14 protein-coding genes and 1 pseudogene are annotated in these 12226 nt (G+C 64.5%); 4 read left to right on the plus strand and 11 right to left on the minus strand.

Features of this window, described 5'->3' with window-relative positions; translation table 11 throughout:
- A pseudogene (locus tag QM788_RS09095) lies at nt 1-96 on the plus strand (50S ribosomal protein L17); the annotation flags it as partial.
- A gap of 120 nt (nt 97-216) precedes the next feature.
- On the opposite strand, the gene QM788_RS09100 reads toward QM788_RS09095, so the two are convergent.
- Nucleotides 217-849 (minus strand): NADPH-dependent F420 reductase, encoded by a 633-nt coding sequence (locus QM788_RS09100; RefSeq protein ID WP_415661176.1) that lies wholly within the window; start codon nt 847-849, stop codon nt 217-219.
- 38 nt (nt 850-887) lie between these two features.
- Nucleotides 888-1754 (minus strand): inositol monophosphatase family protein, encoded by an 867-nt coding sequence (locus QM788_RS09105; protein ID WP_415661177.1) that lies wholly within the window; start codon nt 1752-1754, stop codon nt 888-890.
- A 110-nt stretch (nt 1755-1864) separates the two neighbouring features.
- On the opposite strand from QM788_RS09105, the gene QM788_RS09110 reads away from it, so the two are divergent.
- A complete protein-coding gene (locus QM788_RS09110; RefSeq protein ID WP_415661178.1) occupies nt 1865-2848 on the plus strand; it encodes a LysR family transcriptional regulator in 984 nt (327 codons plus the stop codon).
- Here QM788_RS09110 and QM788_RS09115 read toward each other — a convergent pair.
- Both QM788_RS09115 and QM788_RS09120 read right to left on the minus strand, forming a co-directional pair.
- Entirely contained in the window at nt 2818-3771 is a 954-nt protein-coding gene (locus tag QM788_RS09115) for an alpha/beta fold hydrolase (RefSeq protein WP_415661179.1), read from the minus strand. The genes QM788_RS09110 and QM788_RS09115 overlap by 31 nt on opposite strands.
- 39 nt (nt 3772-3810) lie before the next feature.
- Nucleotides 3811-4239, minus strand: coding sequence for an organic hydroperoxide resistance protein (locus tag QM788_RS09120; protein ID WP_415661180.1), 429 nt, complete (start codon nt 4237-4239; stop codon nt 3811-3813).
- A 124-nt stretch (nt 4240-4363) separates the two neighbouring features.
- Between QM788_RS09120 and QM788_RS09125 the strand changes: the two genes are divergently transcribed.
- On the plus strand, nt 4364-5233 hold the full coding sequence (locus QM788_RS09125; protein ID WP_415661181.1) for an AraC family transcriptional regulator: 870 nt from the start codon (nt 4364-4366) through the stop codon (nt 5231-5233).
- A gap of 41 nt (nt 5234-5274) precedes the next feature.
- Here the strand turns inward: QM788_RS09125 and QM788_RS09130 are convergent, their stop codons facing one another.
- The 7 genes from QM788_RS09130 to QM788_RS09160 form a co-directional block, all read right to left on the minus strand.
- Entirely contained in the window at nt 5275-6144 is an 870-nt protein-coding gene (locus QM788_RS09130) for an alpha/beta fold hydrolase (protein WP_415661182.1), read from the minus strand.
- 122 nt (nt 6145-6266) lie between these two features.
- The gene (gstA, locus tag QM788_RS09135; protein WP_415661183.1) at nt 6267-7061 is read right to left on the minus strand and encodes a glutathione transferase GstA; all 795 of its coding nucleotides are present in this window, start codon (nt 7059-7061) and stop codon (nt 6267-6269) included.
- A complete protein-coding gene (locus tag QM788_RS09140; RefSeq protein WP_415661184.1) occupies nt 7039-7932 on the minus strand; it encodes an NAD(P)/FAD-dependent oxidoreductase in 894 nt (297 codons plus the stop codon). The genes gstA and QM788_RS09140 overlap by 23 nt, the downstream gene beginning before the upstream one ends.
- Before the next feature lie 157 nt (nt 7933-8089).
- Nucleotides 8090-9088, minus strand: a complete 999-nt coding sequence (locus QM788_RS09145; protein ID WP_415661185.1) for an LLM class flavin-dependent oxidoreductase — start codon at nt 9086-9088, stop codon at nt 8090-8092.
- Nucleotides 9085-9975, minus strand: a complete 891-nt coding sequence (locus QM788_RS09150) for an alpha/beta fold hydrolase (protein WP_415661186.1) — start codon at nt 9973-9975, stop codon at nt 9085-9087. The genes QM788_RS09145 and QM788_RS09150 overlap by 4 nt, the downstream gene beginning before the upstream one ends.
- Before the next feature lie 109 nt (nt 9976-10084).
- Entirely contained in the window at nt 10085-10393 is a 309-nt protein-coding gene (locus tag QM788_RS09155; RefSeq protein ID WP_415661187.1) for a putative quinol monooxygenase, read from the minus strand.
- 59 nt (nt 10394-10452) lie between these two features.
- Nucleotides 10453-11472, minus strand: a complete 1020-nt coding sequence (locus QM788_RS09160) for an NADP-dependent oxidoreductase (protein WP_415661188.1) — start codon at nt 11470-11472, stop codon at nt 10453-10455.
- Between the two features lie 93 nt (nt 11473-11565).
- On the opposite strand from QM788_RS09160, the gene QM788_RS09165 reads away from it, so the two are divergent.
- Complete coding sequence (locus tag QM788_RS09165; RefSeq protein WP_415661189.1) at nt 11566-12174, plus strand: TetR/AcrR family transcriptional regulator; 609 nt, start codon at nt 11566-11568, stop codon at nt 12172-12174.
- Nucleotides 12175-12226 lie beyond the last annotated feature (52 nt).

Here is a 12226-nt window from a genome sequence, read left to right on the forward strand (position 1 = left end):
CTGAAGATGGGCTTCCGCGTCGGCGACAACGCGCCCATGGCCTTCGTCGAACTGGTGGACCGTCCCGAAGCGGCGGCCGAAGGCGCTGCCGAATAAGTCCGGCACGCGCCGACTTGCCAAAAGCCCGCTTCGTGCGGGCTTTTTCATGGGCGCGTGATGCAACGCGGTGCTTGATGCGCGTGGCCAACCTCATCAACACCGGCATGTCTCGTCTGCTTATGCCACCGTCAAAGCAAACGGTTTGAACCCTCGGGCTGCGATCAGGTACGGAACCATCAGGATCATCGCCTCGGTCGCACGCGCGGACTGGATGCCGCCCAGATCCAGCACCTGCCCGGCAGGCCATCCCAGGTCGGCCAGCAGCGCCTTCACCTGGCTTTTGGCGTCTGCATCGTCGCCGCTGACGAAGACCGTGGGCGAACTCGACAGGCTTTGCGGCGCGGCCATGACGGTAAAGATCATGGTGTTCAGCGATTTCACGACGCGCGTTTGCGGCAGTGCGGCCTGCAGGTGCTCGGCCAGGCTGCTGTTCGGATAGAGCAGCCCACCGGGCATGCCGTTGGCCGTGCGTTCCGTGGCGTTGGAGACGTCCAGCAACACCTTGCCCTGGAGAGGCGTCTGCAGCGCCTGCAGCATTGGCAGGGCGGTGTCGCCCGGCGTCGCATTGATGACCAGAGGGGACGCCGCAACGGCGTCGGCGAGCGAGGCATGCCGCACCGAAGGCCCTTTCCACTGGCTTGCACCAGCCGCCGGATCGCGGTGGCCGATGGTGATGGCGTGGCCCTTGGCGGCCAGGGCTGCTGCGAGTGTGGCGCCGACGCGGCCGGCACCGAGGATGCTGATGTTCATGATGGTTTCCTTGAAATGAATGGGGTCGATGGCGGCGCTCAGGCCACGAGGCTCAGCGCGCGCACTGCTTCGCCGTGCACGCCCGGCGCACTGGCCAGGAAGTCTTCGCTGGCCAAGGTCCAGGGATGGCCTTGCGTGTCGGTGACGATGCCGCCCGCCTCGGACACCAGCAGCGCGCCGGCAGCCAGGCCCGAGCGCACGTCGGTGTACTGCCAGAAGCCTTCGATCTGCCCGGCAGCCACCATCCCGAGCTCGAAGGTGGCGGGCACCGTCATGCGCACCACCAGCGCGGCATTCAGCATGGACGTGACGGACTGGCCCATGCGGCGGTAGGTGTCGGGCGTCTCGCCGGGCTTGGCCTGGCCGGTGGTGACGATGGCGGCCTTGAGCTCGGTCTTGGTGGACGGACGCATCGGCACGCCGTTCACATACGCTGCGCCGCTGCCGCGCACGGCGGTGTACAGGCGGTCGGCCACGGGTTCGTACACGGCGGTCAACGCGGGCACGTTGTCGCGCACCAGCGTTGCGCTGATGCCCCATGCCGTGAGGCCATGCACATGGTTCACGTTGCCTTCCACGGCATCGAAAACCCACCACTCGCCGTCGGGCAGCGCGCCGCCTTCGAGTTCGTCATCCACCCAGCCGGCATGCGGACGCGCCGTCTCCAGCAGTTCGCGCGCCACCGCCAGCGAGGCGGCGTCGTTGTCGTAGATGGCGGCGACGACACCTTGCAGATCGTTGGGAGTGCGCGTCTCGGCATCGAAACGCGCCAGCATGTGGGCGCCCGCGGCGCGCACGGCGGCCACGACGGCGGCGAGCAGGGCGCCGTCATCGTCCGCATGAGCGGCGGCGTGTTCGGCCAGGTGCCGGGCGGTCGAGATGGAGGGGTGGGTCGAGGAGTTCATGTCATGCCTTCAAGGGTTGCAGCGTTGCCGCCTGGGTGTGTGATGGGCGTATTTTTTTGCGCCGCTCGATTAACATCAAATCAAACGTCGCTACCAATCACTTAACCTACATGCAACTGGACATGAACCTTCTGGTGGCGCTGGACGCGCTGCTGGACGAGGGCAGCGTGGGGGGCGCCGCAGCGCGCATGCATGTCAGCTCCCCCGCGATGAGCCGCACGCTGGACCGCATCCGGCACATGACGGGCGACGCCATCCTGGTGCGCGCCGGCCGCCACATGTCGCCAACGCCCTACGCGCTGGCCATCCGCGAGGAGGTGCAAGCCGTGGTCACGCGCGCGCAGGCCCTGCTGGCGCAGCAGCGCCGCTTCGACCCCGCCGGGATGGAGCGCAGCTTCACCATCCAGTGCCATGACGCGCTGGCCTGCGCGCTCGGCCCTGTCTGGCTGGCCGGGCTGCAGCGCACGGCGCCGCGGTCCAGCCTGCGGGTGCTGGCCGAGGCGTCGATGGACACGCCGGAACTGCGCCAGGGCCAGGTTGACCTGCACATCGGCGCGGCCATTCCCACGCAGGCGGATCTGCTGCACGCCGTGCTGGGCGAAGACAGGCCCGTGGTCGCCATGCGGCCGCAACACCCGTTGGCCGGACGCAAGTTGACGGCACGCAGCTACGCCTCGGCCGACCACCTCACCGTCTCCCGCCGGGGCCGATTGCACGATCCGGTGGACGACCTGCTGGCCGCCCAGGGGCTGTCGCGCCGCGTTGCCGCTTCCGCGCCGACCGTCGCCGCCGCCTTGTGCATGGCCGTCGCCGCCGATTTGCTGGTGGTGGTGCCGGCGTGCGTCAGCGCATCGCTGCTCCAGGCCATGAAGCTCAAGACGGCCGCGCTGCCGCTGGCGGTATCGCCGCTGCCCGTCGTTGCGACCTGGCACCGGCGCCATGATGGGGACCCTGCCCACGCATGGCTGCGCGAGCAGGTGGCCGAGAGCGTCAAGCCTTGGGCGTCGTTCCACGGCCAAGACGCGCAAGACCCTGCGCGTCTTGGCGGCGACGGGCATGCAGATCAGCTCTTGAGGAACTCCAGCAGATCCTGATTGAAGCGATCCTTGTGCGTGTCGGTCAGGCCGTGCGGCGCACCGGGGTAGACGATCAGCTTCGCGCCCTTGATCTGCGCGGCCGACGCCTTGCCTGAGATGTCGAGCGGCACGATCTGGTCGTCGTCACCGTGGATCACCAGCGTGGGCACGTCGAACTTCTTCAGATCCTCGCGGAAATCGGTGGCCGAGAACGCGGCGATGGAGTCGTAGGTGTTCTTGTGGCCGGCCTGCATGCCCTGCGCCCACCAGCTGTCGATCAGGCCCTGCGAGACCTTGGCACCCGGACGGTTGAAGCCGTAGAACGGGCCGGATGCGAGGTCGAGGTAGAGCTGCGAGCGGTTCTCAAGCGATGCCTTGCGGATGCCGTCGAAGACTTCGAGCGGCAGGCCACCGGGATTGTCGGCGGTTTGCAACATCAGCGGCGGCACGGCGCTGACCAGCACGACCTTCTTCACGCGCGAGGTGCCGTGACGGCCGATGTAGCGCGCCACCTCGCCGCCACCGGTGGAAAAGCCCACGGCGGTGATGTCCTTGAGATCAAGCGCGTTGATCACGGCCGCCAGGTCATCGGCGTAGTGATCCATGTCGTTGCCGTCCCAAGGCTGGCTGGAGCGGCCATGGCCGCGGCGATCGTGGGCGACCACGCGATAGCCCTGCGAGGCAAGGAAGATCATCTGCGATTCCCAACTGTCCGAGTTGAGCGGCCAGCCGTGGCTGAAGGTCACGACCGGGCCGTCCTTCGGACCCCAGTCCTTGTAGTACAGGCGGACGTTGTCGTGGGTGACGATGTAGTTGCCGTCGACGGTGGCCGCGGCGGCTGCCTGCGTCGGGGTTGCCGGCTGAGCGGCTTGCGCTGCGAAGCCGGCTTGCAGGGCGATGGCCAGCAGTGGGACGGCGAAGATGTGGGCGGAGGCTTTCATGGCATTTGTGTCCTGTTGCGATGTGCGGTGTGGTTCCGGTCAGTCGGCGATGACGAGCGTCACGTCGATGTTTCCGCGCGTGGCGTTGGAGTACGGGCACACGATGTGGGCTTGGTCGACCAGCGACTGCAGCGTGTCGCGGCCGATGCCGGGAGCGGCGATGGTCAATTCGGCCTGGATGCCGAAGCCGGTGGGAATCTGGCCGATGCCGACCTCGCCGGTGACGGTGGTGTCCGCGGGCAGCGCGACCTTCTGCTTGCCGGCGACGAACTTCAGCGCCCCGAGGAAGCAGGCCGAGTAGCCGGCGGCGAACAGCTGCTCCGGATTGGTGCCGGGGCCGCCGGCGCCACCGAGCTCGCGCGGCGTGGACAACTGCACGTCGAGCACGTTGTCGGAAGAAGTGGCGCGGCCTTCGCGGCCGCCCGTGGCGGTGGCAGTGGCGGTATAGAGGACCTTTTCGATGGACATGGCGGTGGCTCCTGGTCTGAGGGTTGGGTGGGCCGGGCGACTGTCGTCCGGTGAGTCGTACTGTGCGCCCGCAATCAGGACTTTTGGTGATGTATAATCCTAAAAACTTGATCTTGAGTACTTTATGGCCGATCGACTGGCGGCGCTGATGGAACACTTCCCCGTGGCGGCGAATGTGTTCAACGCCGGGGCGCTGTGCGGAATCAACACGCTGGAAAGCGATGGCGACCACGGCCAGTTGCACCTGGTGCGCAGCGGCACGGTAGAGGTCCGGTACGGCAGATCGTCGCTGCTCATCGAGCGGCCCAGCCTGCTGCTCTTCCCGCGGCCGCTGACGCACCGCTTCGTCACCGATGCCGAGCGCGGGGCGGACATGGTCTGCGCGAACCTGTCATTCGATGGTGGCGCGACCAACCCGATGGCCTCGGCTTTGCCGGACGCCATCTGCTTGCCGTTGGAAGACATCAGTGGCGCGGAGCCGGTGCTGGCGTTGCTGTTCGAGGAAGCGTTCGCGCAACGTTGCGGACGCGTCGCACTGGTCGAGCGGCTGTTCGAGGTGGTGATGATCCAGATCCTTCGCCAGTTGATGGAAAGCGGCGAAGTGAAGGGCGGGATGCTATCGGGGCTGTCGCATCCACGCCTGCGCAATGCGCTGGTAGCGATGCACGAGGCGCCGGCGAAGGAATGGACGCTTGAGGAGCTTGCTGCCGCTGCCGGGATGTCGCGCAGCGTGTTCGCCACGACCTTCCGCGCGACGGTCGGCATCACGCCCGGGCAGTACCTCCAGGGGTGGCGCGTGCGGATGGCACAAAAGGCGCTGCGGCGCGGACGTCCTCTGAAGGTGATTGCAGCGGAGGTCGGGTACGGCAGCGAAGCCGCGCTCTCGCGCGCCTTCAAGGCGCAATCCGGGCAATCACCTCGGGAGTGGAAAAACCACCTGCCCATGGCGCCCCTGCCGTTCGGGCCGACGCCACCGAAGGGCAAGTCTTCCTGAGCGCAGCAGGCCACTCAGGAAGATGCCGGCGTCTGCGCAAGCTATCCGGCCCCGCCCACCCTGTCGTCGAAGAAGGTACGGATCAAGGCGGCCACTTCCCGGGCATGCGTCTCCAGCGCGAAATGTCCGGCGTCGAGCAGATGAACCTGCGCATCCGGCAGATCCCGCTGGTAAGCGGCGGCACCGGCAGGCACGAATGCCGGATCGTGTCGTCCCCAAACGGCGAGCAGTGGCGGACGATGCTCGCGGAAATAGGCCTGGAAGCTCGGATAGAGCGCGACGTTGCTGCGGTAGTCGAGGATCAGATCGAGCTGGATCTCCTGCGCACCCGGCCGTGCCATGTAGGCGATGTCGAGTTCGTAGCCGTCGGGGGACAAGAGGCGGGGATCGGCGCCAGTGCCGTACTGCCAGTTCCGGATCGTGTCCGGCGCCAGCGAGGGCCGGCAGGCTTCCCGGTTTTCTGCGCTCGGCTCGCGCCAATAGGTCTCCCACGGCCCCCATTCGTTGCTGAATCCGTCGACGTAGGCGTTGCCGTTCTGCGAGATGATCGCCGTGACCCGTTCGGGATGGCGCGTCGCCAGCCGCAGGCCCACCGGTGCGCCGTAGTCGAAGATGTAGAGCGCGTATCGATCGAGCGACATGGCCGCGGTGAAGCCTTCGATCACATCGGCAAGGCGGTCGAACGTGTAGTCGAATGTGCCGCGCGGCGGTGCCTTGGTCTGTCCGAAACCGGGCAGATCCGGAGCAATCAGCCGGAAACGATCGGCCAGCAGCGGGATCAGGTCGCGGAACATGTGGCTGGCGGTCGGAAAACCGTGCAGCAGCAGGATCACGGGCGCATCGCGTGGCCCGGCCTCGCGGTAGAAAACGTCGACTTCGCCGACCTGTTGAAACCCATAGCGAGTTGTCATCGCCTAAATCCTTGGCGTGGAAATAAAAAGAAGGAGAAGCGCCTGCACTCGGCGCTTGGTTCCCGGTACACCGTGCTGGGCACCCGTCCAAGTTGCCTGGCGATGGCGGGCGCCGTGCCGGATCATTGGTTCAGAAGCCCTTCGGCCCTGAGCGCAGCCTGAACGTGCGGACGCTTCTCCATGCGGCGCTGGAATGCCTGCACGTTTTCGAACTCGGAGAGATCGACGCGCAGAAAAGGAGCCCAGTTCGTCAGGGTGAACATGTAGGCGTCTGCGACCGTGAAATGGTTTCCGACGAGCCACTCGCGGCCCTCCAGGAGCGTGTCGAGGACCGGGTACTTGCTTCGGACGAGTTCCTTGCGCTCCGCACGCGCCTCGTCCGTCATCTCGTGAAACATCGGGGAATAGCTTTTGTGGATTTCGGCATTCAGGAAGCCGAGCACTTCGAGAAGCCGGTAGCGTTCCATGGTGCCGAACGCCGGAGCGAGATTGGCCTCTGGCTTCTGGTCAGCGAGAAACTGCATGATGACCGGTCCTTCGGTCAGGATGGCGCCGTCGTCGAGGATCAGAGCGGGCACCTGCCCCTTGGGATTGATCTTGCGATAATCCTCTCCGGATGCTGTTCGCTTGTCGGCCAGGTTCACGCTTTCGGTTTCGAGCGTAATTCCAGCTTCACCAGCCACGATGCGGACAGCGAGCGAGCATGCGCCCGGGCTGTAAAAGAGCTTCATATGTTTCTCCAGAGTTGTTTCGGCCGCAATGCAGGCCAGGTTGATTTGGGGCTGCAAATGCCGCAGCCCTGCCAAAAATCCCGCCCGCTCACCCCAACGAAGCGGGACTTCGACATCCGGCGCGGCGGCAGCGGTGTATTGGTCATGATTGCCAACTTTTTTCTCAGCCGAAAACCAGCCCGGCATGAAGAGCAATCCCTGCGGCCGCGCCGTCGGCCGCAGGGATCAGCGCATTGTTTGCCCTCGCGATGTCGCCTGCCGCATAGACCCCTTCGACAGTCGTCATCTTTGATTCGTTGACAGTAATGATCGGTCCATAGCGACCAGTTTCAATCGCGCAGCCAAGCTGCTCCGCAATAGTGGTGTTCAACCGGGACGGCGGTGCGACGTAGAGAGCGTCGATGGAAATCCTGCGCCCGTCCGCGAGCAGGACTGCGGACAGGTCCGTGCCGGTTCCGTCCAGACCGACGACCTGGCTTGGCTCGATGCGCACGTCACGTGAAGACAGCAGCGCCGACATGTCGTCATCGGGCCGGTTGTCGCCATTCAGATAAAGCGTCACGGGCCCCCAGTCGGCGATCAGCGCGGCCTGCATGGCCGACATCGGCCCCATGTGCAGCACCCCCAGCTTTCGATCCGCAAACTCGTAGCCGTGGCAGTAGGGACAGGCCAGCACGGTCTTTCCCCATCGCTCGGCCAAGCCGGGCAAGTCGGGTAGCAGGTCTGTCAAGCCGAAGGCAAGAACAAGCCTGCGCGAAGACAAGACGCCGCCCGTGTCCAACGTCACCGTGAAGTCGTCTTTGGAACCACGGGCGATATCGGCGCTGCCCTGGATGAACCGGACGGTGGGATACGCCTCGACCTGTCTTCGGGCGTCGGCGATCAGATCGCGCGGGTTGCGTCCATCCTGTCCGAGAAATCCGTGCGACGCATCGGTGAACCGGTTTCGGGGAGAACCGGCATCTATGACACAGACTTGCCGCCGGGCACGGGCCAGGTATAGCGCAGCCGATAGACCGGCGAAGCCGCCCCCAATCACGATCGCGTCATATTTCATGTTCTTTTCCTTCTTCCAAGAGCGTGAGAGCAAGAACCAGAACAAACCCGGCGATAGACCTCACGGCCGGTGAATTGGTGCGGTACCTCCAGCGCCGTTAGCCACGCCGCCAGATCGATCGTCGTTAACCTGCGCGTCCAGGCTCATCAAATTCCCGTCAGGCCGTGGTGGCGGGAGCTGCCATGGCTTGCGCGAGCAACTCGAATGAACGAAGGCGTTTGTACGGATCGAAGACCTCGGAGACGATCATCAGTTCGTCTGCTCCCGTCCGCGCCACCAGATCCTCCAGCCCACGCCGTACGGTTTTCGGACTGCCAATGACGCTGCACGCCAGCATCTGGCTGGCCTGCGCCTTCTCCTGTGGCGTCCAGTAGGTCTCGATATCAGCGATCGGCGGCTGCGTCAGCCCGCGTGCGCCGCGAAAGATGTCTGTGAACGACATCTGCTGCGAGGTGGCCAGAAACTGGGCCTCTTCGTCGCTCTCGGCGGCGATGACGTTGACGCCGATCATCACATAGGGCCTGTCGAGCTGCGCCGAGGGCTTGAAGCGCTCCCGATAAACAGCGAGCGCCTGATGCAGGGCCTGCGGTGCGAAGTGCGAAGCAAAACCATAGGGCAGGCCAAGATTCGCTGCGAGATGCGCCCCGAACAGGCTGGAACCGAGGATCCACAGCGGCACCTGGGTGCCGGAGCCCGGTACCGCTTCGATGCGCTGATTGGGGCTGGCCGGTGCCAGAAATGCCTGCAATTCCAGCACATCCTGCGGGAAGTTCTCGGCGTTGTCCGGCGCGCGGCGCAGCGCGCGCAACGTCGTCTGGTCGGTGCCCGGCGCACGGCCAAGCCCAAGGTCGATACGGCCGGGAAACAAGGTCTCAAGCGTACCGAACTGCTCGGCGATCACGTAGGGTGCGTGGTTGGGCAGCATGATGCCGCCGGCGCCAACCCTGATGGTGCGGGTGCCGGACGCGATATGGGCAATCACCAACGCCGTCGCCGCCGTGGTGACGGAGGGCAGGTTGTGATGCTCTGCCACCCAGACACGGTGGTAACCCCAAGCTTCGGCGTGCTGGGCCAATGCCCGCGCCTCATCGAGTGCGGTGCGCCGGTCCGAGCCTTCCCGGACGCGACCGAGTTCAAGAATCGAAAGAGGGATCATGATGCAATTCCTGACTGAGAGATGGATTCAGGCCGCCCCGTCGCACGAAGGAAGGTCCCCTGGACGTCACGGGACTTCAGCCCATCGATGAAGGAAAAAATCTTTGGCGCCACCAAGTCAGGCATTTCAGCATGTGGATAGTGCCCGGCCCCCTCGACGATGAAAACTTCCGCACGGAGGATTTCGCCGAGTGAATACGCTTCCGCATTTGCATCGGGGAAATCAGGATCACGGCTTCCCATCACAATCAATGCCGGGATCCTGATCTTTTCCAAGAGATTGGCGGTATCGGACTTGGAAAGCTGGAGCATCGTCATCAGCGTTTCCATGCGCCCTGGTTCGTGGAGGTTTTTTTCGAGCTCCGCTTTCACCTCCGGGTGATCTGCCGGTTTGCGGCTCGTAAACAGGCTGTCCCAGTAATTGGTCCAAAAGGCGACCCGGCCGGGGCCGGAAAAGCCCCGTGTCAATGCCGCTTTGGTTTCTTCCGGGATTTCCTGATCGCGAACCAGAGGTCCAAGGAGAACGGCCCCGCACACCAGTTCCGGTGCCTCGAATGCCGCCCACAACGCCGATCCTGCGGCAAATGAATTGCCCAGAATGATCGCGGGCCCGGCGTTGAGATGCGTGATCAGCTTGACGGCGTCGCTTCCAACGGCATGAGCCGAAACGTCATCCCATTGAGCAGAGGTTTCGCCAAAGCCGCGGACATCCATGGTCACCACACGATATCCCTCCTGCACCAGCCGCGGGGCGAGGAACCGATACTCTGAGCGCAAGTCGCCCATGCCGGGGATCGCCACGACGAGTGGCCCGGCGCCTCCCGTGTCGTCATAGGCGATGCGGCCACCCTCCATTTCAAGAAAGCGAGTCTTCAGCTTTTGTGTCATTCAATCCTCCAGATGCGAATCAGCGGAGCGACAAGAAGAATGGGTCATATAGCGGACCGGAACGGCGTCGTCGCAACCCGCTCTTCTGCGAATTTCTCGAAATTCGGCTTCATTCATCCATGAGGCTGCGTTCGTTTGCGGCGTCGTACTTCAAAATTTCGCCACGCATGAGGCTTCCCCATTGATCGACGAACGCCAGGGTATCGGGTGCATGAAGATGCGCCGTCAGCGCCGCCTGATCCCGCCATCGCTCGGCAACGAGCAGGCGGCCCCTCGCCGCATCATCAATCGCGATGCCATAGAACAGGTTGCCATCCCGCTGCCGCGTGGCGACGGCAAGCGCTTGGAGGTCGCGGTTGAACGCCGCCAGGTGCGCCGGCTCGATGTGCATATATCCAGTTACGATGAGCATGTTCATTCGCCTTTGAAGAAAGTGCCGTTGCGGTCGTCGAGAGCCGCGGCCGCAACGGTGACAGGTCAGATGGCCTTCAGGACGAGCTTGCCCTGGGTGCCGCCGCGGGCAGCGCGTTCGTGCGCGCGCGCGGCATCGGCCAGCGGATACACGCTATCGACCACCACCCGCACGCTGCCGTCATCGAGCAGGCGACCGGCTTGCGCCAGTTGCGCACCGTTTGAGCGCACCTGCGTTGACGACACCGTGATTCCCAGCTTCCCGGCCTCCTCGTGGCCGGCAAAGCCCAGCGGATTGACCAGAAACAGAGCGCCGCCCCGCTTCAGGACCCGCAGGAAACGTTCCATGTTGGCACCGCCCACTGCATCAATGACGAGGTCCACGTCGCGCGCAACGTCCTCTGCCGGGGTTCTGGTGTAGTCGATGAATTCATCTGCGCCGAGGTCGCGCATCAGGTTCTCATCCTTGGAAGACGCGACGGCGATGACACGTGCGCCCCGCCACTTGGCGAGTTGCACCGCCAGATGGCCCACACCGCCACCAGCACCATTGATGAGAATCGTCTTGCCCTCGAGGGGCACCGGCGCATGCGGAAACGATTGAAATGGATTCGGTGCGTCGTGGCCCAGCTCGATCAGGAACTGCCACGCCGTGAGCAGTGACATGGGCGCGCCGGCCGCATGGACGTGATCGATGCCGGCCGGCTTGAGGGCCAGCTCCGAGGCGGCTACGCAGACATATTCAGCATAGGCACCGCTCCCCTTCATCAGGTCCTCGGGAAAGCGCACCATCGAGAACACTTCGTCCCCGGCGCGAAAGCCGGTCACGTCATCCGCGACGGCCTCGACAACGCCGGATACGTCCGTACCGAGAATGATCGGGAACGTGGGATTCGGCCACCATTCCTTCGGCAGCGTGCGGTAGCCCTGACGCAGATAAAAATCAGGCGGGTTGAGGCTCGCCGCATGCACGCGCACCAGCACTTGTCCCGATTGGAGCTCGGGCACCGGGGCATCTTCGTAGCGCAGCACATCCGGGCTGCCAAACTCATGCTGTTGAACGGCCTTCATCGTGTTGATCGACATGGCTTTCTCCTTGAAGGGGTTTGGATCTACGCTACCGTAGCGGAGCGGTGATCCGATTATGTGGATCACCGCTCCGCTTGTCAAGGATCTCTCATGCGTGCTGACGCCAGAAAAAACTACGACCACCTCCTTGCCGTTGCCCGCGAGGTCTTCACCGAGCAAGGTGCGGATGCGTCGCTACGCGACATCGCGCGCAGGGCCGAGGTCGGCCTGGGCACGCTGTACCGCCACTTCCCGACCCGCGAAGCGTTGCTCGAAGCCTTGTTGCGCTCGAGCTTCAATGCGCTGGCGGCCAGGGCCGATGAGCTCCAGACGGCGGATGACTCGGCGGCTGCCTTGATGCTGTGGCTGCGGGAAACCGTTGCCTTCACCCACGAAAACCGAGGCGTCATTGCGCCGATGGTGAGCGCCATCGAAGATCACGATTGCGCGCTTCATGCCTCGTGCGTCACGTTGCGCGCCGCAGGCGCGGCACTCCTTGCGCGCGCCCAGGCGGACGGCAACGCACGGGCCGACCTGGATGGATCGGAACTGTTCGACCTCATCGCCGCGCTTGCCTGGTTGCGCGAGCAGCCCTCGCACGCACCTCGTTCTGATCGTATTTTTGGTCTGATCGCAGACGTCATCCTGGTGCGCCATCCTCGCCCCGAGGCGCCGAACGCATCTGGGCACACCGGGCGCCAGCCCAAAGGACGGTCTTGATCGCCAGGCAGTCGACGGCCCCTGTGCTGCCCCATTTCCTGCGGCATCCCAC

Origin of the sequence: Roseateles sp. (genome assembly GCF_047654785.1) — a bacterium.
Taxonomy (GTDB): domain Bacteria; phylum Pseudomonadota; class Gammaproteobacteria; order Burkholderiales; family Burkholderiaceae_C; genus Pelomonas.